This is a genomic window from Rhodococcus sp. 320_ES (genome assembly GCF_059691855.1).
Genome location: NZ_JCAWAG010000003.1, coordinates 479,255 through 504,164 on the forward strand (window position 1 = coordinate 479,255; position 24,910 = coordinate 504,164).

Sequence of the window (24,910 nt, forward strand, 5' to 3'; positions counted from 1 at the left end):
TGGATCCGTCGGTTCAGCCGACGGATCCATCGGTTCCACCCACAAGGCTTCTGAGGTCGAATTCGGTGTCCGTCACCTGCTGGGGGGTCGGCGATACCCCGGCAGCGAGCAGCCTTCGGGAGGTGATGTGGTCGCGGACCCGATTGACGGACTCGACCGACACCAGGGTGTCGCCCGAATAGCAGAAGATCGAGAATGCTCCGCCCTCCAGCGACCCTCGAACTACCTCGCGGTCGCAACCGGAAGAGATGCCGGCAATCTGCAGCTTGTTCGAGTACTGAACTGTCCAGAACCAGGGGACGACCGAGTACTCGGACGCGCTGCTGCACAGACGAGCTGCCACGAACCGCGCTTGGTCGACGGCATTCTGGACCGACTCCAATCGGATGCGGCCTCGGCCGTCTGCGCGGTCGTACGTCGCGCAGTCACCCACAGCCGAAATGGTGGGATCCGATGTCAGGAGGCTGCGGTCCACCACAACGCCGTTGTCGACCCGTAACCCCGCGTCGGCCGCCAACTCGACGTTGGGTACGACCCCGACCCCCACGACGACGAGGTCTGCGGTGACGACTTCACCATCGGTGAGCAGAACACCACTGACCCGACCACGTTTCGCCACAATGGATTCGACGCCTTTTCCCAACTTCCACCGCGCGCCGCGGCGCTGATGTTCGGCGACGAAGAACGAGGACGTCGTCGCGGTGACAGCGCGGGCCATCGGGCGGTCGAGAGCCTCGACGATGGTGACGTCGATGCCCCGCGCGGTCGCCGCAGCCGCTACTTCGAGACCGATGAACCCGCCGCCCACGACGACGACGGCTGTGCACGAGGACAGGGAGTCGTTCAGAGACCTCGCCTCGTCGAGAGTGCGGAGGTAGTGGACGCCGGACGCCGCCGAGCCAGGAACGGAAAGAACGCGGTTGCGAGTACCCGTTGCGAGAACGAGATGGTCGTACTCGAATCGTGCGCCGCTCTCCGAAACAATCTCCTGCGCAACACGATCGATGGATGTCACCGCGTCACCGCGAATGAGATCGATTCGATTGTACGAATAGAAGTCCAGCGGTTGCAGCGACACGTCGACGTCGCGATCGGCCTGGCCGAGGCACGCCTTGGAAAGCGGTGGGCGCTGATACGGGACGGCCGTTTCGTCGCCGATGACGGCGATGCTCCCGTCGAAATCGAGGTCGCGTAGCGTGCGTGCTGTTTCGAAGCCCGCCTGACCTGCCCCGACGATGACGACTCGAGCGCTCATCCCCACGTGACCGGCAGCTCGGACAGTCCGCGGAAGAACCAACCCTGCCACACCGATGTCCGCCGGTGGTCCACGGTCAATCCCGGAATCTTTTCGTACAGCAGTGGAATTGCCACCTCGCCGATTCCCATGCGGGCCGCCCAGTGGCCGGCGCACAGGTGCACTCCGCTACCGAAAGCGAGGTGAGGTTGCTTCGGGCGCGTGATGTCGAACGAGTCGGCTTCCTCGAAGATTGCCGGATCTCGATTGGCCGCACCCACGACGACACCGATGGCTGCTCCTGCAGGCAGTGCCACATCCTCGATCATCACCTCGGTGGTGGTCACTCTGCGGTACATCCCGATCGGGGACGCCCAGCGCACTGTTTCGTCGAAGACGTCGGGCCACAGCGAGGGATCTGCACGTACGCGGTCTCGTTGCTCGGGGTTGTCGGTCAGCGCCCACACTGCTGCAGTGATGGCGTGTTGGGGCTCGTTCATTCCTCCCGAGACGATCAGGTTGATGTTCGCGCTGATCTGCGAGAAGGAGAGGTCGGAGGCGACGAACGCGGACAGGATGGACCCGTCGGGATGCGAACGGTAGTAGGGAACAAGTTCGCGAAGCGACTCCGAGATCTCCTCGCGAGCGTCGTCGTTTCGGGTCCAGGTGTCGGCGTCGTCGACAAGGTTGCCGATTCCCCCCACGAGGGCGTGCGACCAACGCCGCATCGTCGACTCGGACACACCCCGGAATCCGATGAGATCGATAAGGTTTCGAGCTGCCACCGGGGCTGCGTAGTCGCGGTTGAGTTCCGCCTCGTCGGGCCCACGCTCGACCAGTGCGGACAGATGCGTGCGCGCGTTTCGTTCGAAGATGGACATCCAGTTCTCGCGGAGGTTCTTCGGGCGTAGTGCCGGGTTGACCACTGTGCGCTCGGCTGCGTGCTCGGGGTCGTCCTTGCTCAGCATCGGCGGTGCGCCCATCGAGCGGGTCATCGTTGCGCGCGGGCCGCTCACCGCTGCGCTGAAGGTCTGCTGATCCGCCTCGATCGCGCGACAAGCACGAGCAGAGGTGACGAGGTACATGTTCAGTGTCGGCGCCCATGCAACCGGTGCTTCCGACAGCAGACGGTGGTAGGTCGGGTACGGATCCACTGCCATGTCCGCTGGGTCGATCCAGCTCGCGACGGGGGGTTCGGCAAGTGTCGGTCGGCCCATTCGTTACGTCCTGACTCAGGCTCGGGCAGCTCGCCGGCGATGCGGGAACTGACGTGACGGTGATCACGTGTATTCAGCCTGGATCGGTCACCGTGCCGGTGTCCACCGCAACATCTGCATAGATACCCGAACGCATTGGAATAAGGAAGTTTTGGCGACTTCGTCTCGTGAGCCGGGGGGATGGATGTTCGATGGTGGTCACGTGGAGCGCGTCGGTGGCACGCGCAACGCGTCAGTGCCTACCGATACCGCGGGAGTCTCCATTGCCGAAGATCACATTTCACCATCAGTCCGGACGCTCGGAAGTCGTCGACGTCGACGAGGGTGTGACCGTCATGAGGGCAGCGCTCTCACACGGCATCGGTGGAATCATCGGCGAGTGTGGCGGCCAGGCCATGTGCGCTACGTGCCACGTCAACGTGCGTGAGCCCTACATCGACCGCCTGGCGCCGATGAGCGAGGACGAGGACGAGATGCTCGATTGCACGGCGAGTCCTCGCGATGATCGTCGTAGCCGATTGGGATGCCAGATCGAGATGGGTGCCGGTCTCGACGAAGTGGAACTCGACGTTCCCTGGTCGTAGGAAACTCGGGTGGGATTCATGAGTGCGCATGTGCGGGACGATTCCGCGTCGGTCGACCCGATGATGGACGAGATCAGGCGCATCCTGAGTGGTAACTCCCATCTGTCCGACGATGCCGACGAGCATTTTCGAAAACTCGCGATGTTGTTGACCGAGTTCGACGGAAACCGAAGCATTCCTTTGATGGGAGTTGTGGGCCACGTCGGAAACTATTGGCGTAACTGGCTTCTCGTGATCTCCCGGGCCGGTCCACTACGTCCGTCTGCCATCCGTCGACTCCTGCAGGCCCTCGATCCCACGCATCCGCTCTCGCAGAAGATGCTGACCTACAACCTTCGGATGCTCGAACGAGACGGCATGTACACCCGGACGGAGATCGCGGACGTGCGCCGCCACGTCGAGTATCGACTCACTCCGTTGGGCTCCGAACTCTCCGATCTCATCATGCATCTGATCGGTTGGGGTCTGCAGCACTCGGACGAGATCGAATGTGCACGCGCGGTTTTCGACAGTGCCGGCGGGCAGGACTCACCGGCCGCTCACGCCTAGAAGTGGCGCTCGAAGCCGGCGTCCGTCCGTGAAGGCGTGAGCCGACTTCGGGTTGGTAGGTCTATACCGGCGGAGCGGTGAACAAACCTTTGTCCGGATCGTTGAACATCGCGCTACTGACCCACTCGCTCATCGGGTTCGAGGTACCCCACTGGTCGGACGTGGCAGGGTCGGACGTGTCGTAGATGCTCGGATGCCAGGTGTCCTCGTCGAGCTGGAGGAGCTCGGTGGTGTACTCCATGGTGTTCCCGTTCGGGTCCGTGAAGTAAGAGAACGTGTTGTCCCCGGCCGCATGCCGTCCCGGCCCCCAAATCTTCGGGACCTCGGCCCGCAGCAGTCGGCCCGTGGCAAACATGTACTCGTCGAGGCCGCGCATCTCGAACGAGATGTGATTGAGCGAGGTGTGCGGGCACCGCGATACGGCGATGCTGTGGTGCTGGGGTCCGCAGCGTAGAAAGAACATGAGATTGCCCAGACGGGGGTGGTCCAGGGTGTCCGAGAGGCGGAACCCCAGGTGCTTGCTGTACCAGGCAACGGTCTTCTCGGGCTCCGGTGAGTTGAGTACCACGTGAGACAGACGTACCGGGATTGACTCGCGTACCTCGATCTTGCGGTGCTTTCGGAGAGCGACGTCCGCGGAGGCCTCCACGACTCGACCGTCGCCGTCGAAGAATCGGAATCCGTAGCCGCCGCCCGGTGTGTGCAGTGTCCCCGGTTCGGTGATCAGTGACACCCCACCCGCTATCAGCGAATCCGCAAGCGCGTCGACTCCATGGCTGTCCGCCACGCCGAACGCCACGAGGTCGAGTCGCTTGTCGGCGTTGTCACGCACACGGACGATGTACTGCTCCGGCGAGCCTTCGGCGGCGAAGTAGGTCAAACCGGACTCGGTCTCGGTGGCTGTCAATCCCCAACGGCCGCCGTAGAATTCGACCTGCTTTGCAAAGTCCGGGACGGCGATGTCCACGTGGCGCAGGTGTGTGATCGGGCTGAATGTCATGATTCTCCTCGAGATATGTGGGTCTGCGGTCTACGACAGGGGTCCGGGGGAGGGCACGACCGTGGTGTCGAGGGCGTGCCGAACAGTGGGGATCATGGTCACCAGAGTGTCGAGTTCATCTGCGCTGTCGGCGATTCCGAGCACATAACGATCGGGTCGCAGTACCGCTGCCGCGCCGTTCGGACCCGCAAGTGCGGTCACCACGGCTGGATCGGTGACGACGGCCGTGTGCACGTCGCCTACGAGCGCGTCTCGGACGGAGGTCGGGATCGCCTCGAGCAGGGTCAGCGGGGCCGCGACGACGAAGCGCGGACCGATCTCGTCGTCCAACCGGCGACCGTCGTCCAGGAACGGTTGAGGTGCAAGAACTCCGGCGCGTGGATCCCGTTCTCCCACATGCAGACCCGGTCCGAGCGGCGGGGCGGGCGGCGGGGCCGACGCCAGCGGGTTCTCGCGAATATGGGCGTCTCGATGAGCGGCGACGACCGGGTCGACGGTCTGCAGGATCTCCGCCATCGTCGCGGCCTTCTCCACCCAGTAGTGAGCGTGCGGTCGCCGCTCGCTCTCGTAGGTGTCGAGAAGGTCCGGGGACGCCAGACCCTTCGATACGAGGCCGAGTTTCCAGGTCAGATTGGCGACGTCGCGCATGCCGGCGCACAGACCTTGACCGAACAAGGGGGGCGCTTGGTGCGCTGCGTCTCCGGCGAGAAATACGTTGCCGGCGCGCCACGTCGTGGCCAGTCGCGCTCGGAAGGTGTAGATCGCGACCCGATCGGGGGTGAAGCGCGACACCGGAAGTGCGCCGCAGCTGACTCGTTCGAGTGCTTCCGGCGTGACGATCTCGGCGGGATCGTCGTCGGGCATGACCTTGAACTCCATGCGGACGCGATCACCGGGGAGTCTCACCCACATCGCGGGTCGGGTGTGATGGCCCAGGAACACCATGTCGCCTTCGATGGGGTGGTCGCCGCCGTCCCGGTCCAGCAGTCCGTCCACGACGAGCCACGGGTCGTCGTTGCCGAGTTTCTCGGTGGTGATTCCGGCCAGGCGCCGCACCGTGGACGTCGCTCCGTCCGCGGCGATCATCCACCGCGAGATGAGTGTGTAGGTTTGCCCGTCTGCGTCGGAGACCGTGCTGTGAACCAGTCCATCGATCTGTTCGATGCTGGTCAACGTGGTTCGGGTCCGCAGTTCGGTTTCGGGGTAGGAGACCGCTTTGTCTCTGATCAGGTGTTCCATGTCCGGCTGATGGAACATCATGTCCTCGTGCCATCCCTGGGATCCGAGCGATCCCGTGGGGTAGGAGAACAGGGTTTCGCGCGCCTCGTTCTCCATGCGTAACGACTCCATCGGGTTGCACACCGACATGGCGGCGTCCGCGACCCCGATCGCCTGAAGGCTCCGCATCGTTTCGCCGTCGAAGTGCACCGCGCGCGCCTGCGTCCACACGGAGCCCTCGCGATCGATGCAGATGGCGGACACGCCGGCCCGGCCCAGACCGGCAAGTGCACTCACTCCGACGGGGCCGCCCCCGACGATCACTACATCGCAGTCCACGACTTGCTCCTTGCTGTACTAGACGTCTCGTATCGCTGAAGCTAGCATATGAGTATGCGACGCACATCACAATCATCGAAATCGATTTCGGCCTCGTGGAATTCGGCTCGATCCGGGCAGATCCAGTGACCATTACCGAATCGGTTTTCGTGGTTCCGGCGCTGAGCGCCATCGCGCGGCAACGCGGATTCTTCGACATGAACGGTGTCGACGTGGCGACGGTTCACACGCCGTCCTCGGCGTCTCAGCGTGCAGATCTGGACAGCGGTGCGGTCGACGTGGCGGTGACTGCCACCGACAACATCCTCGCCTGGAACGCGTCCGGTTCGGACGTCGTTCTCGTTGCGCAGATCGAGACCACGACGGATCTGGCACTGGTGTGTCGGACCGGACTCGGACCGCTGGGGGTCGCCGGACGGTTTCGTCTCGCCGTCGACGCCCCGACGAACGGATTCGCGATCGTGGCGTACGCGATGCTCGCAGACCAGGGACTGGCACGCTCCTACGCCGTGGTGGAGGTAGGGGGTGTGCGCGAGCGTCTGGCTGCACTCGACTCCTCCACAGCGGACGTGACATTGCTGGCGCCGCCGTTGCTCGACCACGCGATCGAGGAGGGAATGACGGTCGAGACCCGGGTATCGGAGTGGCTGCCTTCCTATCCCGGCCTGGGTGTGGTGACCGCCCGACAATCGCCTCCTGCCGTGCGCGCGCAGGTACACGCCTACGTGCGTGCCCTTGCACAGGCGAACGACTGGATGCGAGACGCCCCGGAGTTCGAACTCCGAGCGGCCCTGGACGAGTGCGACATCCGGGGAGCGGCAGCGACGTCGGTGAAGGCAAGGATTCCATCCACCCTCGCGCCGACGGTGGAAGCGCTGCGGGTGCTGGGCCGGTTGCGGCGAGACACCGGCACGACGATCGACGGCCTCCCCGATGTCGGGACCATGGTGAACACCGACGCGGTCTCGTCGCCTGGACTTCAGGACTGAGACGGCGACTCGGGCGGACGAGGCGAGTGCCTCGCCGCCCGACCGCCGTCACCGTCACACGGTTGCGGTCGAGGCACCCGCGGAGACGGCGCCGGAACGCTTGCGAGCGATCGATTCTGCCGACTGCGGCTCGGTTCCGATGAGTACGAACAACATTCGCGCCGTCGTATCGGTGCGGTTGGACCAAGCGTGGGACGTGGCGCGTTGCACCACGACATCACCGGCGTGCAGAGTCGATTCGTCGTCGTCGAGAATCAACGTCACCTCACCACTGAGAACCACTGCGTAGTCGATCGAGTCGGTGCGATGGAACCAGAAGTGCTTGCTCTGCGCCCGCTCCTTCCCGGCCTCGTTCTCGGCGTGCCCGTCGAGCTCGGTGAAGATGACCGCCTCCGCTTCCTTCGGGTAGACGGAGTCCGGCGGGAAGTCGACGATGCGCATGATCGTCTCGCCCGTCGCCGGGAACGAGGGGATCACGGTGTCCGACGACGCAGCGTCGACGTCGGATGCATGGTCGATGGGATCGGCGGTGGTCATCCACGGCACGGTCGCGCCGAAGCCTGGAATCGTGTCCGACGTCCAGTGGTGCGGAGCGTTTCCGTCGGAAAGTACGACGGACCGGCCGTCGTCGTCGTGTCCCGTCACCACTCGCCGGACCGGCTGGCGGGCGCTCACAGCGACCAGTCCTCGTGCGGGTAGGGGCGAGGTGTTGGCCACCACGGGGCCTTCTCGCGTTCCATGGACACCGGCGTCCTGAGCGTGCCCACGCCTTCGAGTTCCAGTTCCAGAACGTCGCCCGGCTGGAGGAACCGGCCGATTTCCACACCCGCGCCGAAGCCCATGGTCCCCGATCCGATGATGTCTCCGCACTGAAGCCGATCGGCGATGGAGACGTAGGCCAGCAGTTCGGCGGGGGTGTAGACGAAGTTCTCGACCTTGGTCTCCGACACCTGCTCGCCGTTGACCCGCACCTGACCGACGAGCCCCTCGATCGATGCGATCTCGTCCATGGTGGTGATCCACGGACCGATGGCGTAACCGAAGTCCTTGCACTTCTGCGGGCCCATTCCGATGGCCATCTCGGCTCCCTGGACATCGCGCGCGCTCAGGTCGTTGAAGATGGTGATCCCGAAGAGGTGATCGAGGGCATTGTCGGGAGTGAGGTCGCTACCCGACCTGCCCACGACGTAGCCCACCTCGAGTTCCCAGTCGAGCATCTCGGTGTAATCGGGGTACGGCAGAACTTCGTTGTGGCCGTAGGACTTCGCGGTTGTCCCCTTGAAATATCCGGGGCGTTCGTACAGAGAGCGAGCGGGCTGCGCTTTCGCGACCGTGCGATGGAAGTTCTGGATGTGCGTCTCGAACGTGAGCCCGTCGCGGATGACGGGCGAGTCGACAGCGGCGCGCCAGGACACGTCGTCGATGGGGTGGGAAGCGTCGTCGCCCGCGGCGAGCGCCTGCTGTGCTGCGTCCAGGAAGAGATCACCGCCTCCGATGCCCGCCGACATGCTCGACGGGAACACGGTGCGCGCGACGATCGCCGCGCGGTCGGGTTCGGTGCCCCTGCGGGTGAGGGTCAGCGCGTACGCGCGGGCCAGGTCGACCACCCGACCCGCGTCGGTGTCGACGGACACGATCCTCAGCTGTTCGCCGTCAGGCGTCGGAACCGCTATTCGTCCCAGTTTCACTGTTGTCTCCCAATCTCGGGTTCGGTGGCCTCGGTGCGCTGTCCTTCGAGGCTTCGGGTGCTATACGAGTCGTATCGTATAGCTTCGTCTTCGTCGATGAGGGTGGATTCCACGACGGGAAAGCCGCAGGCCGAAAACGATCCGGTCCTCGACTCGAAAGGATACGATACGGACCGTACTGAACGACGCGCGTGCACCGTTCATCTGGAAAGGACCGACTCCGAGTGAGTACCCACAGCCGACAGCCGAGCCGAATGCCGCTGTTCCTGACCGACACCGACGTCGACGCGATGTCGGATTGGCAGGATGCGATCTCGGCCATCCGAGCCGCCTACTCCGCGAGTGCGGACGACCGACGCACGCCCGGGCGCATCTTCGCGCAGACCGAGCGTGAATGGATGCGCATCATGCCGTCGGTTCCTGCCAGCGGGCAACTCTTCGGAGCGAAGTCGATCGTCGGATCGTTCGCCGACGGTCTGAACGTGAGCTACCTGATCACCCTGTTCGACAAGGACACCGCAGATCTCGCCGCGCTGGTCGACGGCAATCGGGTCACGGGACTGCGCACCGCGGCAACCACCGCCGTGGGAGCACGCGCCCTCACACCCCCGCGGCCGGTGACCTTGGGGGTCGTCGGATCGGGATTCGAAGCCAGGTCCCACGTGAGCGCGCTGTCGCACGTGCTCGACATCGCCGGTGTTCGTGTCTACAGCCCCACCGAAGCCAATCGCGATCGGTTCGCCGTCGAGGTGAGCGAGCAGCTCGGTCTCGACGTACGTGCGGTCGGCTCGGCTCGGGAAGCGGCCGAGTGCGATGTCGTGTTGTGCGCCGCGCGATCTCGCGACGAGACGCCCACGGTGCTCGCGGACTGGGTGGGGCCGAACTCGACCGTGCTCTCGATCGGATCCACGACACCGGCTCAGCGCGAGCTCGATGCCGAGCTGATTCGTCGCGCCGGCGTCGTCGTGGTGGACACCGTGGAGGAGGTGGTCCACGGGAGTGGCGACATGATCGCTGCCCGCGCCGACGGGGTCGATGTCGATGGGCTCGTCGTCCCGCTGTCCGATCTCCTGGGCGGGCAGTTCGTACCCGACCTCGAGCAAGGAATTCGGATCTACAAATCGACGGGCTCCGGTCTGCAGGACGTCGTGGTCGCGGAGATGCTCGTCGATCGCGCACGGGCAGAAGGCCGAGGCACAGTTCTGCCCGTCGGCATCGTCACGAGTCGAAAGTGAATTGAGGACAACAGCAATGGTCGACTACACACCCACCGAAGCCCGAGCGTGGGCTCGAAAGACCTTCCAGGGAACGATTGCGGTCACGCAGCCGTCGTTCTCGGCGGACTTCTCGCGTCTCGACGACGATGCCATCCGGCACGACATACTCAAACTGAAGGAACTCGGATTCGCCGGCACGCTCCTGGTCGCCGAGGTCAACATCACCCCCGAGGAGAACGCGCGGATGACCGCCGTCGCGCGGGAGGCGGGAGGGCCCGATTTCGCGCTGTTCTTCCACGCCATGTTCGCCACGCTGGAGGAGAACATTCACGCCGCCCGGTTGGCGGAGGGCGCCGGCGTCGACCGCGCCCTGCTCGCGTACCCGTCGTCGTTCTGGCCGACGTCCTACGACGAGGTCTTCGACTACACGAAGACCTTCTGTGACAGCACCGGACTTGCCACGATGCTCTTCCCCCTGCCCGCATGGGGTTTCGAGCGAATCCATCCGGCCGGAATGAGCGTCGACTTCGTGCGTCGAGTTCTCGACGGAGTGCCGAACATCGTCGCCATCAAGTCCGAACAAGGTTATCCGGGCATTCCCGGTGTGATGGAGATGTATCACCACTTCCGCGACGAAGTTGTCATCTCCTGCCCGATCGAAGCGGAAACGATCCCCCTGATGTCGGCGCTCGATTTCCAGTTCTCGGGTACCAGCAACACCAACTGGATGAGCGACTACTACCCGCGTGCGTTCGAGCTGGCCCGAACCGGCCGATGGGAAGAGGCCATGGAGCTGTATTGGCAGGTTCATCCCGCCAGACTTGCCAACAGTGCGGTCTCGGCCACCTCGACCCCGGGGACGAGCACGATCAATCGCACTCAATGGAAGTACCAGGAGTGGCTTGCCGGATTCAACGGTGGCGCGTTGCGTCCGCCGGCCCAGCGGCTGCCCGATCGGTTCATGAAGCAACTGCGCGGCGCCTTGGTCGCGTCCGGCCTACCCGTCACCGACTCGCCGGACGAGGACTTCGTCCGCGGTCGCCACGCCCGCTGATCGACATGACAAATACCGACTGTGCCACAGCATGTTTCGAGGAGAGACGATGACGACAACCCTGACCGGGCGACGCACGGACCTGTTCATCGGCGGCGAATGGATCGACGCCGCCAACGGTGACCGTATCGAGGTGATCGACCCGTCCGACGGAACCGTGCTGGACACCGTGTCCGACGGAACCATCGATCACGCCATCGCCGCGGTCGACGCCGCATCCGACGCGCTCGCGGCGTGGTCGGCGACCGCACCGCGTGATCGAGCCGAAATACTCCGGCGCAGTTACGAATTGATGACCGAACGTGCAGACTCCCTGGCAGAACTCATCTCGTCGGAGAACGGAAAGGCGCTGGCCGATGCCAAGGCGGAGGTGTCCTACGCCGCGGAGTTCTTCCGCTGGTACTCCGAGGAGGCGGTGCGCAACATCGGCTCGCTGTCGCTGGCACCGTCGGGACGCAACCGAATCATGGTCGAGCACCGCCCCATCGGAGTCTGTGTCCTCGTCACCCCGTGGAACTTCCCGGCCGCGATGGCGACGCGCAAGATCGCTCCGGCGCTGGCGGCAGGGTGTTCGGTGGTCCTCAAGCCCGCCACGCTGACACCGCTGACTGCGTACGCGATCGCCGACGTGCTCGCCGAAGCCGGCGTTCCGTCCGGTGTGGTCAACGTGATCACCACCAGGAAGACGGGACCCGTCGTCTCGGCGATGCTGACGGATCCCCGTGTACGACTGCTGTCGTTCACCGGATCCACCGAGGTGGGACGGACCCTTCTGAAGGAGGCATCGGGGCAGGTTCTCAAGTGCGCCATGGAACTCGGCGGTAATGCGCCCCTGATCGTCCTCGATGACGCGGACCTCGACGTCGCACTGGACGGGGCGATGCTCGCGAAGATGCGTAACGGTGGGCAGGCCTGCACCGCGGCCAATCGCATCCTCGTCCATCGATCGATCCACGACGAGTTCGTGCGCGGTCTCGCATCTCGGATGAGTGCGTTGACGGTGGGTGCCGGCGTCGAGGCGTCGACCGAATGTGGACCACTCGTCGATGCGAAGAGCGTCGCCAAGGTGCACGAACTGGTGGAGGAAGCGGTCAACCGCGGCGCACGCGTCGTCACCGGCGGCGAGATACCGAGCGGACCCGGATTCTTCTACCCGCCCACCGTCCTGACGAATGTCGACCCGGCGTCGGACATCGTGCGCACGGAGATCTTCGGTCCGGTGGCGGCGATCACCACGTTCGACCACGACGACGAGGCGGTCGCAGCGGCGAACGCTTCCGAGTACGGACTCAGTGCGTACGTGTTCGGACGTGACCTCTCACGGGCGTTGTCGGTCGCGGGCCGGCTAGAGAGCGGGATGGTTGCGGTCAACCGAGGCCTCGTGTCGGACCCGGCGGCTCCGTTCGGAGGAGTCAAGCAGAGCGGCCTGGGACGAGAGGGCGCTCACGAGGGAATGCTGGAGTACACCGAAACTCAATACACGGCGGTGGATTGGTGAGTGGGGTAGACGATCCCCACGGCTGGACACCCGCTCCGTCGACAGCCCGGCACCTCGTCGAGTTCACCGACTACCTCCTGACGTCGAAGACGGTCGACCCCGCAGTCTGCGCCGACTACTCGACTCTCTGGACATGGTCGACGACCCAGCCCGAGCACTTCTGGCGGTCGTTCGCAACGTTCGCCGGAATCGAGCTCCAGACGCCGGCCGGGGTGACCGCGGTCCCGGAATCGGTGTCGGGAGCGGGGTGGTTCCCGGGATCGACCCTCAATTACGCCGACGAGGTGTTTCGCCGCGACAGATCGGGTGACGCGATCATCGCGGTCGACGAGGACGGTACGGCAGTTCACGTCTCGTGGACGGAATTGCGTGGACGCGTGGCGTCGGTGGCCCTGTTCCTGAAGGAATCGGGGGTCGAGCCCGGAGATCGGGTGGCGGCTGTACTGCCCAACCGGACCGAGGCGGTGGTGGGACTGCTTGCCGCGGCGTCCGTCGGTGCGGTGTGGTCGGTCGTGGCGCCGGAATTCGGGGTGGAGGCAATCGTGTCGCGCCTCGGCCAGCTCGAGCCGGTCGTGCTGTTCGCGACCACCGGGTACGACTACGGAGGCAAGCGACGGGACCGAGAGGGCGTCATCGTCGACGTTGCGCGCGGCATCCCCTCGCTTCGCGAGATCGTCTGGGTCGGTCCTCGTCCCGAGGCCGACGCGGCGCTCGGGCGATCGTGGGACGAGATCCTGTTGCACGACACGCCTTTGAACGCAGAACCCGTCCCCTTCGACCATCCGTTGTGGGTCCTGTTCTCCTCGGGGACGACCGGGGTCCCCAAGGGAATCGTCCACGGGCACGGCGGAGTCGTGCTGGAGCACCTGAAGACCTGGACGCTCCATGCCGATCTCGACCCGGGCGACAGACTGTTCGTCGTGGGATCGACGAGCTGGGTGGTGTGGAACACGCTGGTGTCCGGACTGCTTCGCGGCGCGACAATCGTTCTCCTCGACGGCAATCCGGCGTATCCGACGCTCGGACGTGTCTGGCAGGTGGCCGCGGAGCACGGTGTGTCCGTACTCGGCCTCGGTGCGGGATATGTCCACGCGAGCATGCACGCGAACCTGCCGATCGCCGATACGAACGACCTGTCGGCCCTTCGCATGGTGCAGGTGACGGGTTCTCCGCTGTCGATCGACGCGTACACCTGGCTTCACCGCTGCCTCGGCGACATCTGGCTGGGATCGGTCAGCGGCGGCACCGACGTGGCGGGCATCTTCCTCGGCGGCGCGCCCTCCGAGCCCGTCCGGCCCGGCAGGTTGCAACCACCCGCCCTGGGAGTGGCCGCCGCGGCGTGGGACGTGGACGGGCGGCCGGTGGTCGGCGCCGCTGCGGAGCTGGTCATCACCGCGCCGATGCCCTCGATGCCCCTGTACTTCTGGAACGACGCCGACGGATCGCGCTATCGCGACTCCTACTTCTCCGTCTACCCGGGCGTGTGGAGGCACGGCGACCTGGTCGAGTTCGCGCCCGACGGATCGTCGGTCATCGTCGGCCGCTCGGATTCCACGTTGAACCGCAACGGAATTCGACTCGGTCCGGCAGATCTGTACCGAGTCGTCGAAGCACTGCCCGAAGTCGACGAGGCACTGGTTGTGGGCATCGAGAACGGCGGTGACTACTACATGCCGATGTTCATCGACGTGGCCGACGGTGTCGACGACGAGGTCGCCGTCACCGCGGTGTCGTCAGCGATCCGCGCGTCGCTGTCGCCGAGATACGTTCCCGACGACATCATCCCGGTACGCACGATCCCGCACACTCGGACCGGCAAGAAACTCGAGGTGCCGGTGAAAAGGGTTCTGCAGGGTGTCCCCGTCACGGACGTCGTCGATTCCGGATCCGTCGACGACGCTTCGGTGTTCGGCGAGATTCGTATGGAGATGACCCGTCGACGGCCGGGGTTGTTCGCGTGAGCATCTGCCCGTCCGTCGAGGAGATGTTGGCGCGCGACCACAGTTCGACGAATCTCGGAATGCGGGTGCTGTCCGCGGAGGACGGCCACGCGGCGGTGACTCTGGTGGTGGACCCGTCCTGGGTGAACGGGCACGGACTTGCGCACGGCGGGTTGGTGTTCAGCCTCGCCGACACCGCGTTCGCCTGCGCTGCGAACAGTCGCGTCGCGGGGACCGTGACATCGGGCGCCGAGATCGTCTACTACTCGCCCGCCCACGAGGGTGACACGCTGGTGGCCGAGGGCGTCGTTCGCCACGTGGCCGGCCGTCACAGCCTGGTCGACGTGACCGTCAGGCGGGGGAGCACCGTGCTCGCCGAATACCGCGGACGTGGAGCTGTCGCACGGGATACAGCCCCGCGACCACGATCGACCACCACCGATATCCACCGAGGAGAGTGACCACATGACGCGATTCGCCCTGGGGACCTTCGACGCCGGGGACGGTCCGTATCCCGGACTCGTTCTCGACGGGAACATCCACGACATCCGTGATTTCACCGACTACCGCTCGATCCGGGAGGTGCTGCAGGACTGGCAGTCTGCGCTCGACCGACTGTCGACGGAGGCGGATCGTCCGTCGACGCACCCGACCGCCGCCTCCGCCGTGCGCACCTTGCCGCCGGTTCTTCCCGCCGGGCAGATCTACGGCGCCGGCGCGAACTACCGCGAGCACGTGATCCAGTTGGCGGTTGCGCACAGGCTGGGATCGGACGGCCTGTCGGAGGCCGAGCTGGCGCAGGAAGCTGCTCGCGACATCGACGAGCGCAAGGCGAACGGCGAGCCCTATGTGTGGACGGGGGTCGCCTCGGCGGTCAGTGGCGCGTACGACGACGTGGTTCTCCCTGCCGCGTGGGACGACCATGACTGGGAGCTCGAACTCGGTGTCGTCATCGGACGACGTGCGCACAACGTCTCGGTAGGAGATGCTCTCGATCATGTTGCGGGGTACACCATCTGCAACGACTTGACCACCCGGAGCCTGGTCCCGCGCAGGGACATCGCGATGATGGGTACCGATTGGCTGCGCGCGAAGAACTTCCCGACTTTCTTCCCCACCGGTCCGTGGATCGTTCCCGCCCAGTTCGTCGCCGACCCGTCGAACCTCGGTATTCGTTTGTCACTCAACGGAAAAGTGATGCAGGACAGCAATACCGGTGACATGGTGTTCGGGCCGGCGGAGCTGATCGCCTACATTTCCCGATTCGCCACACTGGAGCCGGGTGACATGGTGATCACGGGATCTCCCCCCGGAAACGGATCGCACTGGGGACGATTCCTGCGGCCCGGTGATGTCATGGAGTGCGAGATCGACGGTCTGGGAAGCCAACGCACCGAGTGTGTTCGGGGAGGGTGATCAGTTCTAGGCATTCGCCTTTCGCAGATTCGCCGCTGCCGACTTCAGGTCGAACTGGAGGGTCTGCAGGGTGTCGAGATCGATCGTGCCCGGCACGGCCAGCAGCGCGCGTGCGGAGGTATGAGCCACAGGGTGATTGATCGATTCGACGCACACCAGTGTGTCCTGCTCGTAGCGCAGAATCGAGAACTTGCCTCGGTCGACATCGCCGACGACGGTGACCGGGCCTTCGCCGCGGGCGATGCCGGCAATCTGTATCTTCGTCGGGCCCTGGTGGCTCCAGAACCACGGGAGCCGCTCGTACACGGCGGGTTTCCCGGTCAGGGTTGCCGCCAGCGTTCGTGCTTGGTCCACCGCGTTCTGAACCGACTCCAGGCGAGTGTGAGAACCGCTGTGAAGGCATGGAAATCGGACGCAGTCCCCGATCGCCCACACGGAGTCGTCGTTCGTTCGCAGATACTCGTCGACGACAATGCCGTTGTCGGTGAGTATTCCGGCCTCGGCCGCCAGGGAATCCTCGGGCAGCACTCCGACACCGACGACCACGAGGTCTGCGCGATACCGGGCTCCGTCGTCCGTGACGACGCTGTGCAGCCGCGGCCCGTCACCCTCGAGGGCGGTGACCGTCCGATCGAACACGAACCGGACTCCCCGCGCCGTGTGCGCGGCACGGACGTGATCGGAGATGTGCGTGGACACAGCACGACCCATCACGCGCGACCCCAGTTCGACGACGGTGACGTCGAGGCCGCGGTCGAGTGCGGCAGCGGCGAGCTCGAGACCGATGAAGCCGGCCCCGATCACGACGACAGACCGCGCGCGGTCCAGTTCCGATCGCACCCTCGCAGCATCGGCGGCATCGCGCAGACGGCATACTCCGTCCAGGTCGACTCCGGGGACGTCGAGCCGACGATGGCGGGCACCGGTCGCCAGGACCAGCGCCGAGTAGTGAAGCTCGCTGCCACTGGCCAGGGTCACGGTGTGCCCGTGCCGATCGATCGAGACCACCGGGTCGCCTTCGATCAGGTCGATGTCTTTGTCGTGATAGAACTTTCGGGCTCGTAGCGGTAGAAGGTCTGCATCGTCGGTAGATTTCAGATAGTCCTTGGACAGAGGTGGGCGCTGATAGGGCAGCCCGGCCGCGGCGTCGATGACAGTGACCTGACCCGAGAACCCCTCGGTCCGTAACGAATCCGCGAGTTGTACTCCGGCGTGACCGGCACCGACAACGACGATGTGACTCACTGTCACACCTGTTCTTCCGGCAGGTCGACAGCGATTTCGCCGAGACCGTCGGTGGCGATGATCTGACAACCCAACCGCGACCTCGATGGGTCACGTTGGGTGGCAGTGCAGTCGAGCATCTCGTCCTCGTCTTCACCGATAGGGGGCAGCTGCGTGAGGTAGTCGTCGTGCACGAGAACGTGGCACGTGGCGCACATGGCCTGTCCGCCGCACTCGCCGATGATGCCGTCGATTCCGTTCGACACCGCGGCCCTCATGATGGACGTGCCGTCGGCGACGTCGAGCGTGTCGGTGCGGCCGTCGGAATGATGGAATCGAATCTTGGTCATGATGTCGCTTTCACTTGTCCCAGGTCACGGGAAGGGAGGTCAATCCGCGGAACACCCAGCCGTTCCACTCGGTGGTTCGGCCCCGGTCCACTTGTAGGCCGGGGAACTCGTCGTAGAGCTTGGGGATCGCTATCTGTCCTACCGAGGATTTGGCTGCCCAGTGCCCCGCGCAGAGATGTACGCCGCTTCCGAACGCGAGATGAGGCTGCTTCCGACGATGGATGTCGAACTCGTTCGGACGCTCGGAGATGTGATGGGCATCCCGGTTCGCGGACGCCACGACCACCCCCAGCGGAGCGCCTGCAGGCAGGGCGATTCCGCCGAGCACGGTCGGTCGAGTGGTTTCACGGGGGTACATACCGATGGGGGAGAGCCAGCGGACGGTCTCGTCGAACACCGATGGCCACAAGAGGGGGTCCGAGAGCACGGCCTGCCGCTGATCGGGATGGTTGTCCAGCGCCCACACCGTGTTCGTGACCATGTGCTGTGGTTCGTTCATTCCGCCTGCGATGGTCAGCTTGACGTTGGCGGCCACTGTCCGATGAGGCAAGCCGCTCCCGACCAGCGCAGAGGTGATCGAGTGGTCGGGGTGCGCGGTGTAGTGCGGGATCAAATCGGACAGGAGCTCGTCGATTTCGATGCGTGCCGTGTCGGCCGCGAGCCAAATGTCGGCGTCGTCGAGCAGATTGCCTGTGCCGGCTATCAAGGCGTGCGACCAACGGCTCATCGTTGTCGGGTCGACGCCGGGGAGGCCGAGCATGTCGATCAGATTCTGCGACGCCAGCGGTGCAGCGAAGTCTCGATTGAGCTCGGCGTTTCGCGGTCCCGAGTCGGCAAGGACGCCGAGGAAGCGTTCGGCGTTGCGCTCGAAGATGGGCGCCCAGACTTGGGCGATGGCCTTGGGTCGAAGGGTGGGGTTGATGGCCTTGCGTTCGATCGCGTGCTCGGGGTCGTCCTTGCGCAGCATGGGCGTCTCACCCAGTGCGCGAATCATCGTCGCGCCGCTACCGCTGACGCCGGCGGAGTACACAGTCTGATCGAGTTCGACGGCATGGCACTCGTGGTAACCGGTGACCAGGTACTTGTTCAGGGCCGGCACCCATGCCACGGGCGACTCTGTGCGGAGCCGCGCGTACGTGTCGTAAGGGTCTCGCATCATCGTCTGTGGATCTACCCAGTCAGCAACGGGTGCAGTAGTTCCCAGCGTATCGGTGTAGTCGTCTCGGTCGTGATCGTCGGAGCGTGAGGTGTCCGTGCCGCCCGAGGCGACCGGGCAGACGGCTCCCGTCGCAGGCATCTCGTACACGCCAGGTGCATCCGTCATCGCGAACCTCCGTTGCGTTAGGTGGATCACATTCAGCGATCAGTTCATTCCACATCACAGTCCAATTCGCGTAAAGTGCGGATAAGTACGCACAAACCGCTATTGAATCGAAGATGATGGCATCGTTCACGTTGCGCCAACTCGAACTGTTCTGTGCCGTGCCGGATCATCCGACTCTCGGTGCTGCCGCCGCGGCCCTCCACATGTCGGAATCCGGGTTGTCCCACGCGATCACCGAACTGGAACGCACTGTGGGAGAGCAGCTCTGCGTGCGACGCAAAGCTCGAGGGGTGCAGCTCACTCCTGCCGGCTTGTTCTTCGCCGCTCATGCGCGGGCTTTGCTTGCCGACGCCGACGAACTCGCGAGCCGGCTTGCGGCAGAACGTGGAGACTTGTTGGGCCCGTTGTCGATTGGATGCTACGAGGGAATATCGACGACCATTCTTCCCCCCGTTCTGGACGGCTTCGCCTCGAACCATCCGCGCGTCGAAATCACCGTGCACACGGGAACAGACGACGAACTACTGCCCATGCTGAGATCGGGGCAGCTCGATATTGCGATCACCTACGACATGTCGCTGACCGGCGAGTTCCGCAGTCGTCGCATCTACGACACCGAAGTGCTGGTGGTGCTCTCGGAGCATCATCCCATGTCGACTGCTGATGTCGTGACCCTGCAGGACCTGGAATCGGAACCCTTCATCCTCCTCGATACCGCCCCCAGTGCAGCCAACACCGCACGTGTCTTCGAAGAGGCCGGTATCGTCCCGCCGACGGCGCTAGCAGTACCCAATCTGGAATTGGTTCGCGTACTCGTTGCTCGTGGGCTCGGTTACAGCCTGCTGATGTGGCGGCCGAACTACTCGATGACCACGCTCGAGGGCAGGGCGGTGGTGATGCGGCCGCTGGAACCTCAGACGGGGGTGTCCTGTGTGGTCGGCGTGTGGCCGAAGCACGCGACCCTCAGCCGTCGGGCGGACGCGCTGCTCGCGTACCTCGCCGATGAACTCGGCCACGCGGCGGTGGCCGCGACATCAGCTGGGGGCGAAACCCTTCAGAGCAGCATCGAGTAACGCGTCGGTGTGTGCAGGGTCCAATTCACCGGTCTGGAAGAGCAATCGAAAATAGATCGGAGCGTAAAGCGTCTCGGCGATGAGGTCGGGAGCCAACCCGGGCGCAATGTCTCCCTCGTCGATTGCACGTTCTATCAACGACAGTGCCGCCTCGACGCGTCCTTTCCAGAACCGCTCTTTGAACTCTTCGAGAGTTGCTGCGTCGTACTGGCATTCAGCGATGAGCTGGGCAATCAGTCGACCCTCGGGCCCGTTGTACACCCGAGCCAGTGATGCGAGGTGGTCTCGGAGGGCCGCAAGCGCAGGCCCATCTTGCCGCACTGGCGTCTGCACCACGTGGTTGTCGATGAAGGAGTCGATCACGATCGCTGCCTTGTTGGGCCACCACCTGTAGATCGTCATCTTGCTGACGCCCGCCTGGCGGGCGATCCGTTCGATGGACAGTTTCTGCAGGGTCACCGACGGCGCATCTGCCCGGCCGTCCAGCAGGTCCATGGTGGCCTGGAGGACCGCCTTTCGGCTCGCTTCGCTTCGTACCGCCATGTCGCAAGATGATACGGCTCGTATCGATCGGACGGGCGGACGGTGGAGACACCTGCGCCCGAGCCGCACGGCTCGGTGCCTGCGGATAGCTCACGATTTCGTCGAGCTCACGGCCTCAGTAGCTCTGTCGTTCCGGTTCGTTGGCGGCGCCGGAGGGGTCGGAGCTGCCGATGAAGCGTTCGGCGAGTGCTTCCGACCCGCGCGCGAGCAGAGCGGCATCGGCGCCGACGAGCAGGAAGGTTGCGCCCTGTGTGGCATAGGCATCGGCGATATCGGGGTCGAATGCGTTGACGCCGAACGCAATACCGGTACTCGCGAGAGCGTCGAAAGCCCGCGTCACCGCCGATACCACCTCGGGGTGAGTTTGCTGACCGAGCAGGCCCATGGAGGCGGCAAGGTCGCTCGGTCCGAGGAACACACCGTCGATACCAGGGGTCGATGCAATCGCGGCAGCGTTGTCCACGCCCTCGGCGGTCTCGATCTGAACGAACACCGAGACGTGGTCGGCAGCCTCGCTCAGATAGTTCTCGATGCGATTCCACCGCGCGGATCGCGCGAGGGAGCTTCCGACTCCGCGTCGTCCGATGGGTGGGTAGTGAGCCGCCGCGGCGACGTCGGCCGCTTCGGCTGCGGTCGACACCATGGGCACAAGAAGGGTGCGAGCGCCGAGATCGAGGACTTGTTTGATCGTCACGGTGTTCGCGGCAGGAACGCGCACCACCGGCGTCACGTCGTATCCGGAGACTGCATAGAGTTGCGCCAGAACGGATTCGAGCCCGTTCGGCGCGTGTTCCATGTCGATCAGGACCCAGTCCAGGCCGGACCCTGCCATGATCTCCGCGGCGACCGGGGAGCCGGTGGTGATCCATCCGCCGTAGAGAGGTCTGTCGGCCGCAGACAGCGCGTCGCGAAGGGTCGAGCTCAGACGAAGCGGCACGAGATGGTTCCCAACGGTCCGTAGTCGGCGGAGATACTGTCACCGAGTTGCACCCACATCGGCCTGGTGAACGACCCCGCGAGCACTATCTCGCCGGAGCCGAGGGAATCGCCGTGCTGGGAGAGCTTGTTGGCCAGCCAGGCAACGCCGGTCGCAGGATGGTTCAGGACGGCGGCGGCCACACCGGACTCCTCGATGGTTTCGTTGCGGTAGAGCAGCGCCGAGATCCACCTCAAATCCACCGCCCGTGGATCTGTCGGATTGCCCCCGTAGACCACCCCGCCGAGGGCTGCGTTGTCGCTGATGGTGTCGACGATCGTGCGGCCCTCCATTTCGAGGCGAGAGCTGAGGATCTCGAGCGCAGGCACGACGTAGTCGGTGGCGTCCAGTACGTCGAAGATGCTCACGTTCGGGCCGGTGAGGGGTTTGCCGAGGACGAACGCCAACTCCACCTCGATCCGAACGTTGGAGAATCGGCCGTGCTCGATGAGCGAGCCGTTCTCGAAGACCTGATCGTCGAAGATCGCCCCGTAGTCGGGCTCGGTGATGCCCGTCGCCACCTGCATCACCTTGCTTGTCAGTCCTATCTTCCGGCCGACAAGCCTGCGACCCGATTCGACTGCACGACGGCGCCATTCGTTCTGTACGGCATAGGAGTCCTCCACGGTCATGTCCGGATGGTCCACGGTCGGTCTCGGAATTGTCGCTCGCTCGCGTTCGGCTGCGGCGAGTCGATCGGCAATGTCGGTAATGGTCCGGTCGGACAGCATGTGGCTCCCAGTTCGATTGTTCGAGTGCGGATCAGAGTTGAGCGCCGAGCTTGAACTCACCGAGCTTCCAGTCGGGAAGCGACTCCTCGTCGTCCTTCCGGGTGTAGGAGAAGCCGTCGGCTCCGATGGTGACGGCCATCTCCGAGGCGTCGGTTCGTGCGACGACAGGCTCCGGGTTGCCGTCCAGATCGAGCACGATCGACGCGTCGGTGTACCAGCTCGGAACCACCGGGGTTCCCCACCAGTCGCGACGCTGATTGTCGTGCACGTCCCATGTCACTACCGGGTTGTCGGGGTCGCCCGTGTAGTAGTCCTGGGTGTAGATCTCGATGCGATGCCCGTCCGGATCACGGAGGTAGAGATAGAACGCGTTCGAGACCCCGTGCCGCCCCGGCCCACGCTCGATGTGATCGGACATGCGCAGTGAACCCAGCTTGTCGCAGATGGCGATGATGTTGTGCTTTTCGTGAGTCGCGAATGCGACGTGGTGCATGCGAGGTCCGTCGCCGCCGGTCATGGCGGTGTCGTGGACGGTCGACTTACGGCGCATCCATGCCGCGTAAGTGGTACCGGCCTCGTCCTGAATGTCCTCGGTGACCCGAAAGCCCAAGTCCTCCATGTACTTCACGGCCCGCGGAACATCGGGGGTCACCTGGTTGAAGTGATCGAGGCGCACGAGGGCACCGGGTGAGTAGAGGTGGTAATGCCACGCCAGGCGTTCGACGTGCTCGACGTCGTGGAAGAACTCGTACGGAAACCCGAGCGGATCCTGTACGCGCACCGAGTCACCGATGCCCGCGGTGAAACCATGCTCGTTGCGCTCGACCCGGCAGCCGAGTTCGGTGTAGAACGCCACCGCACGGTCCAGATCCTCCGGGCTGCGTACTCGGTAGGCGAACGCTGCAACTCCGGCGACGGGACCTTGTCGCAGAACGAGATTGTGGTGGATGAACTCCTCGAAGGACCGCAGGTAGACGGCGTGCTCGTCCTCCTCGGTGACGACGAGGCCGAGCACGTCGACGTAGAACTTTCGCGAACGCTGGAGGTCGGTGACGACCAATTCCATGTAGGCGCAGCGCAATACGTCCGGTGGGGTGGCAGACGGGGTGGGAATGCGGTCGATGCTGTCAGGGGTGGTGGTCATGGCGGTGTCCTCGGATGTGCCCGGGCGTCCCGGGCGGGTGGGGGCGACTCTGGCTGTCGACATGCGGTCAGTGAGTGGCGCCGGCTTTGCCGAAGGTGGGGTTGTGCACCGTGCCGAGCGTGATGTGCACGGCCTGCTGGTTGGTGTAGAAATCGATGGAGCGATATCCGCCCTCGTGCCCGAGTCCGGATGCCTTCACTCCGCCGAACGGTGTTCGCAGATCACGCACGTTGTTCGAATTCAGCCACACCATCCCCGCCTCGATTGCCTGCGAGAAGTTGTGTGCACGTTGTAGATCGGACGTCCACACGTACGCGGCGAGTCCGTACTTCACGTCGTTCGCCAGCCTCAGTGCGTCGGCGTCGTCCTCGAACGGGGTGATCGCGACGACCGGCCCGAAGATCTCCTCCTGGAAGATGCGTGCCTCGGGTGCGACGTCGGCGAAGACCGTGGGCGCTACGAAGTTTCCGGTGTCGAAGCCCTCCGCTCGACCACCGCCCGCAACGAGTCGCGCCTCGGAGATGCCGATCTCGATGTACTCCATCACCTTGGCGTAGTGCTCGGGGTGCACCAACGCGCCCACCTCGGTGGCGGGTTCGTTCGGGTAGCCCACGACAACTCGGCGCGCCTGCGCCGCATACCGTTCGACGAACTCGTCGTAGATCGACCGCTCGACCAGAATGCGGCTACCTGCTGTGCATCGCTCGCCGTTCAGGGAGAAGACGCCGAAGATCGTGGCGTCGACGGCGGCATCGAGGTCAGCGTCGGCGAAGACTATCGCGGGGCTCTTGCCGCCCAACTCCATCGACAGTCCCTTGAGGTACGGGGCAGCGTTACCGAAGATCAATCGACCTGTGCTGGACTCGCCAGTGAACGAGATCAAGGGAACGTCGGGATGCTTGACGAGAGCGTCGCCCGCGTCCTCGCCGAGTCCGTTGACGAGGTTGAACACGCCCTCGGGCACGCCCGCTTCCTCGAAGATTCCGGCCCACAACGACGCGGACAACGGGGTGAACTCGGCCGGCTTGAGCACCACCGTGTTGCCGGTTGCCAAGGCGGGAGCCAACTTCCACGATTCGAGCATGAACGGTGTGTTCCACGGGGTGATGAGGCCGGCAACGCCGATGGGGGTGCGGTTGACGTAGTTGATCTGCCGGCCCGGAACCTTGTACGTGTCGTCGGCCTGCGCAACCACCAGGTCCGCGAAGAATCGAAAGTTCTCTGCGGCGCGGCGAGCCTGCCCCAGGGCTTGGGTGATGGGCAGTCCGGAGTCGAAGGATTCCAGCTCGGCCAGCCGGGCGTCGCGGGACTCGACGATGTCGGCGATGCGGTGCAACACCTTCGAGCGCTCACGCGGAATCATCCGGGGCCAGGGGCCGTCGGTGAATGCCGTTCGTGCCGCAGCGACGGCGCGATCGATGTCGGCCTTCTTGCCGGCCGCAGCCTGCAGGTAGACCTCGTTGGACACCGGATCGAGAACGTCGAAGGTGTCCCCGTCGACGGAGTCGACGAACGAGCCGCCGATGTAGTGCTGAATTCGGGTGGGAAGGTCTGCCGGGACGAACCGTCGCTCGGTATCGGGCACGGTGTCGGTCATGGGGT

At 64.7% G+C, this 24,910-nt stretch carries 24 protein-coding genes; 10 read left to right on the top strand and 14 right to left on the bottom strand.

Going from position 1 to position 24,910, the window contains the following annotated elements:
* Nucleotides 1-13: 13 nt before the first annotated feature.
* Both AC59JP_RS12815 and AC59JP_RS12820 read right to left on the bottom strand, forming a co-directional pair.
* Nucleotides 14-1,255, bottom strand: coding sequence for an NAD(P)/FAD-dependent oxidoreductase (locus tag AC59JP_RS12815; protein ID WP_497326146.1), 1,242 nt, complete (start codon nt 1,253-1,255; stop codon nt 14-16).
* Entirely contained in the window at nt 1,252-2,394 is a 1,143-nt protein-coding gene (locus tag AC59JP_RS12820; RefSeq protein ID WP_497326147.1) for a cytochrome P450, read from the bottom strand. Before AC59JP_RS12820 ends, AC59JP_RS12815 begins: the two co-directional genes overlap by 4 nt.
* 320 nt (nt 2,395-2,714) lie before the next feature.
* Between AC59JP_RS12820 and AC59JP_RS12825 the strand changes: the two genes are divergently transcribed.
* Together AC59JP_RS12825 and AC59JP_RS12830 are read left to right on the top strand one after the other, a co-directional pair.
* Nucleotides 2,715-3,035 carry a 2Fe-2S iron-sulfur cluster-binding protein gene (locus tag AC59JP_RS12825; protein WP_497326148.1) on the top strand — a complete coding sequence of 107 codons (321 nt, stop codon included), beginning with the start codon at nt 2,715-2,717 and terminating at the stop codon, nt 3,033-3,035.
* A gap of 18 nt (nt 3,036-3,053) precedes the next feature.
* Entirely contained in the window at nt 3,054-3,584 is a 531-nt protein-coding gene (locus tag AC59JP_RS12830) for a winged helix-turn-helix transcriptional regulator (RefSeq protein WP_497326149.1), read from the top strand.
* Nucleotides 3,585-3,645: 61 nt separating this feature from the next.
* On the opposite strand, the gene AC59JP_RS12835 is transcribed toward AC59JP_RS12830, so the two are convergent.
* Together AC59JP_RS12835 and AC59JP_RS12840 are read right to left on the bottom strand one after the other, a co-directional pair.
* The gene (locus AC59JP_RS12835) at nt 3,646-4,584 is read right to left on the bottom strand and encodes a VOC family protein (protein WP_497326150.1); all 939 of its coding nucleotides are present in this window, start codon (nt 4,582-4,584) and stop codon (nt 3,646-3,648) included.
* 30 nt (nt 4,585-4,614) lie between these two features.
* The gene (locus AC59JP_RS12840; protein ID WP_497326151.1) at nt 4,615-6,141 is read right to left on the bottom strand and encodes a bifunctional 3-(3-hydroxy-phenyl)propionate/3-hydroxycinnamic acid hydroxylase; all 1,527 of its coding nucleotides are present in this window, start codon (nt 6,139-6,141) and stop codon (nt 4,615-4,617) included.
* Between the two features lie 125 nt (nt 6,142-6,266).
* Between AC59JP_RS12840 and AC59JP_RS12845 the strand changes: the two genes are divergently transcribed.
* Nucleotides 6,267-7,130, top strand: a complete 864-nt coding sequence (locus tag AC59JP_RS12845; RefSeq protein WP_497326152.1) for an ABC transporter substrate-binding protein — start codon at nt 6,267-6,269, stop codon at nt 7,128-7,130.
* A gap of 54 nt (nt 7,131-7,184) precedes the next feature.
* Here the strand turns inward: AC59JP_RS12845 and AC59JP_RS12850 are convergent, their stop codons facing one another.
* A complete protein-coding gene (locus AC59JP_RS12850) occupies nt 7,185-7,805 on the bottom strand; it encodes a cupin domain-containing protein (RefSeq protein ID WP_497326153.1) in 621 nt (206 codons plus the stop codon).
* Nucleotides 7,802-8,764, bottom strand: a complete 963-nt coding sequence (locus tag AC59JP_RS12855) for a fumarylacetoacetate hydrolase family protein (RefSeq protein WP_497326154.1) — start codon at nt 8,762-8,764, stop codon at nt 7,802-7,804. The genes AC59JP_RS12850 and AC59JP_RS12855 overlap by 4 nt, the downstream gene beginning before the upstream one ends.
* 278 nt (nt 8,765-9,042) lie before the next feature.
* Between AC59JP_RS12855 and AC59JP_RS12860 the strand changes: the two genes are divergently transcribed.
* The 6 genes from AC59JP_RS12860 to AC59JP_RS12885 are packed head-to-tail and all read left to right on the top strand — an operon-like array spanning nt 9,043 to nt 15,943.
* On the top strand, nt 9,043-10,053 hold the full coding sequence (locus AC59JP_RS12860) for an ornithine cyclodeaminase family protein (RefSeq protein ID WP_497326155.1): 1,011 nt from the start codon (nt 9,043-9,045) through the stop codon (nt 10,051-10,053).
* Nucleotides 10,054-10,069: 16 nt separating this feature from the next.
* The gene (locus tag AC59JP_RS12865; RefSeq protein ID WP_497326156.1) at nt 10,070-11,089 is read left to right on the top strand and encodes a dihydrodipicolinate synthase family protein; all 1,020 of its coding nucleotides are present in this window, start codon (nt 10,070-10,072) and stop codon (nt 11,087-11,089) included.
* Nucleotides 11,090-11,138: 49 nt separating this feature from the next.
* Nucleotides 11,139-12,587: an NAD-dependent succinate-semialdehyde dehydrogenase gene (locus AC59JP_RS12870; protein WP_497326157.1), complete on the top strand. Its 1,449-nt coding sequence runs from the start codon at nt 11,139-11,141 to the stop codon at nt 12,585-12,587.
* Nucleotides 12,584-14,548 carry an acetoacetate--CoA ligase gene (locus AC59JP_RS12875; RefSeq protein ID WP_497326158.1) on the top strand — a complete coding sequence of 655 codons (1,965 nt, stop codon included), beginning with the start codon at nt 12,584-12,586 and terminating at the stop codon, nt 14,546-14,548. The genes AC59JP_RS12870 and AC59JP_RS12875 overlap by 4 nt, the downstream gene beginning before the upstream one ends.
* Entirely contained in the window at nt 14,545-14,988 is a 444-nt protein-coding gene (locus tag AC59JP_RS12880) for a hotdog fold thioesterase (protein ID WP_497326159.1), read from the top strand. The genes AC59JP_RS12875 and AC59JP_RS12880 overlap by 4 nt, the downstream gene beginning before the upstream one ends.
* Before the next feature lie 4 nt (nt 14,989-14,992).
* Nucleotides 14,993-15,943, top strand: coding sequence for a fumarylacetoacetate hydrolase family protein (locus AC59JP_RS12885; RefSeq protein WP_497326160.1), 951 nt, complete (start codon nt 14,993-14,995; stop codon nt 15,941-15,943).
* Nucleotides 15,944-15,949: 6 nt separating this feature from the next.
* On the opposite strand, the gene AC59JP_RS12890 is transcribed toward AC59JP_RS12885, so the two are convergent.
* The 3 genes from AC59JP_RS12890 to AC59JP_RS12900 are packed head-to-tail and all read right to left on the bottom strand — an operon-like array spanning nt 15,950 to nt 18,841.
* On the bottom strand, nt 15,950-17,188 hold the full coding sequence (locus tag AC59JP_RS12890) for an NAD(P)/FAD-dependent oxidoreductase (RefSeq protein WP_497326161.1): 1,239 nt from the start codon (nt 17,186-17,188) through the stop codon (nt 15,950-15,952).
* Between the two features lie 2 nt (nt 17,189-17,190).
* Nucleotides 17,191-17,517 carry a 2Fe-2S iron-sulfur cluster-binding protein gene (locus tag AC59JP_RS12895; RefSeq protein ID WP_497326162.1) on the bottom strand — a complete coding sequence of 109 codons (327 nt, stop codon included), beginning with the start codon at nt 17,515-17,517 and terminating at the stop codon, nt 17,191-17,193.
* Between the two features lie 10 nt (nt 17,518-17,527).
* Nucleotides 17,528-18,841, bottom strand: a complete 1,314-nt coding sequence (locus AC59JP_RS12900; protein ID WP_497326163.1) for a cytochrome P450 — start codon at nt 18,839-18,841, stop codon at nt 17,528-17,530.
* 113 nt (nt 18,842-18,954) lie between these two features.
* Here AC59JP_RS12900 and AC59JP_RS12905 point away from each other — a divergent pair, with 113 nt between their 5' ends.
* Nucleotides 18,955-19,914, top strand: coding sequence for a LysR family transcriptional regulator (locus AC59JP_RS12905; RefSeq protein WP_497326164.1), 960 nt, complete (start codon nt 18,955-18,957; stop codon nt 19,912-19,914).
* Here the strand turns inward: AC59JP_RS12905 and AC59JP_RS12910 are convergent.
* The 5 genes from AC59JP_RS12910 to hpaE all read right to left on the bottom strand — a co-directional run bounded on the left by AC59JP_RS12910 (nt 19,876) and on the right by hpaE (nt 24,905).
* Complete coding sequence (locus tag AC59JP_RS12910) at nt 19,876-20,457, bottom strand: TetR/AcrR family transcriptional regulator (RefSeq protein ID WP_497326165.1); 582 nt, start codon at nt 20,455-20,457, stop codon at nt 19,876-19,878. The two genes, AC59JP_RS12905 and AC59JP_RS12910, sit on opposite strands and share 39 nt — an antisense overlap.
* A gap of 115 nt (nt 20,458-20,572) precedes the next feature.
* The gene (locus AC59JP_RS12915) at nt 20,573-21,394 is read right to left on the bottom strand and encodes an HpcH/HpaI aldolase family protein (protein ID WP_497326166.1); all 822 of its coding nucleotides are present in this window, start codon (nt 21,392-21,394) and stop codon (nt 20,573-20,575) included.
* A complete protein-coding gene (gene hpaH / locus AC59JP_RS12920) occupies nt 21,379-22,164 on the bottom strand; it encodes a 2-oxo-hept-4-ene-1,7-dioate hydratase (protein ID WP_497326167.1) in 786 nt (261 codons plus the stop codon). The genes AC59JP_RS12915 and hpaH overlap by 16 nt, the downstream gene beginning before the upstream one ends.
* 31 nt (nt 22,165-22,195) lie before the next feature.
* Nucleotides 22,196-23,308 carry a 3,4-dihydroxyphenylacetate 2,3-dioxygenase gene (hpaD, locus tag AC59JP_RS12925; RefSeq protein ID WP_497326168.1) on the bottom strand — a complete coding sequence of 371 codons (1,113 nt, stop codon included), beginning with the start codon at nt 23,306-23,308 and terminating at the stop codon, nt 22,196-22,198.
* A gap of 67 nt (nt 23,309-23,375) precedes the next feature.
* A complete protein-coding gene (gene hpaE / locus AC59JP_RS12930; protein WP_497326169.1) occupies nt 23,376-24,905 on the bottom strand; it encodes a 5-carboxymethyl-2-hydroxymuconate semialdehyde dehydrogenase in 1,530 nt (509 codons plus the stop codon).
* Between the last annotated feature and the right edge of the window lie 5 nt (nt 24,906-24,910).

Excerpts from the sequence above, each read along its gene's own strand:
- AC59JP_RS12815 (WP_497326146.1), bottom strand. The coding sequence starts at position 1,255 with ATGAGCGCTCGAGTCGTCATCGTCGGGGCAGGTCAGGCGGGCTTCGAA.
- AC59JP_RS12820 (WP_497326147.1), bottom strand. The coding sequence starts at position 2,394 with ATGGCAGTGGATCCGTACCCGACCTACCACCGTCTGCTGTCGGAAGCA.
- AC59JP_RS12830 (WP_497326149.1), top strand. The coding sequence starts at position 3,054 with ATGAGTGCGCATGTGCGGGACGATTCCGCGTCGGTCGACCCGATGATG.
- AC59JP_RS12835 (WP_497326150.1), bottom strand. The coding sequence starts at position 4,584 with ATGACATTCAGCCCGATCACACACCTGCGCCACGTGGACATCGCCGTC.
- AC59JP_RS12865 (WP_497326156.1), top strand. The coding sequence starts at position 10,070 with ATGGTCGACTACACACCCACCGAAGCCCGAGCGTGGGCTCGAAAGACC.
- AC59JP_RS12870 (WP_497326157.1), top strand. The coding sequence starts at position 11,139 with ATGACGACAACCCTGACCGGGCGACGCACGGACCTGTTCATCGGCGGC.
- AC59JP_RS12885 (WP_497326160.1), top strand. The coding sequence starts at position 14,993 with ATGACGCGATTCGCCCTGGGGACCTTCGACGCCGGGGACGGTCCGTAT.
- AC59JP_RS12895 (WP_497326162.1), bottom strand. The coding sequence starts at position 17,517 with ATGACCAAGATTCGATTCCATCATTCCGACGGCCGCACCGACACGCTC.
- AC59JP_RS12900 (WP_497326163.1), bottom strand. The coding sequence starts at position 18,841 with ATGACGGATGCACCTGGCGTGTACGAGATGCCTGCGACGGGAGCCGTC.
- AC59JP_RS12905 (WP_497326164.1), top strand. The coding sequence starts at position 18,955 with ATGATGGCATCGTTCACGTTGCGCCAACTCGAACTGTTCTGTGCCGTG.
- AC59JP_RS12910 (WP_497326165.1), bottom strand. The coding sequence starts at position 20,457 with ATGGCGGTACGAAGCGAAGCGAGCCGAAAGGCGGTCCTCCAGGCCACC.
- hpaH (WP_497326167.1), bottom strand. The coding sequence starts at position 22,164 with ATGCTGTCCGACCGGACCATTACCGACATTGCCGATCGACTCGCCGCA.
- hpaD (WP_497326168.1), bottom strand. The coding sequence starts at position 23,308 with ATGACCACCACCCCTGACAGCATCGACCGCATTCCCACCCCGTCTGCC.
- hpaE (WP_497326169.1), bottom strand. The coding sequence starts at position 24,905 with ATGACCGACACCGTGCCCGATACCGAGCGACGGTTCGTCCCGGCAGAC.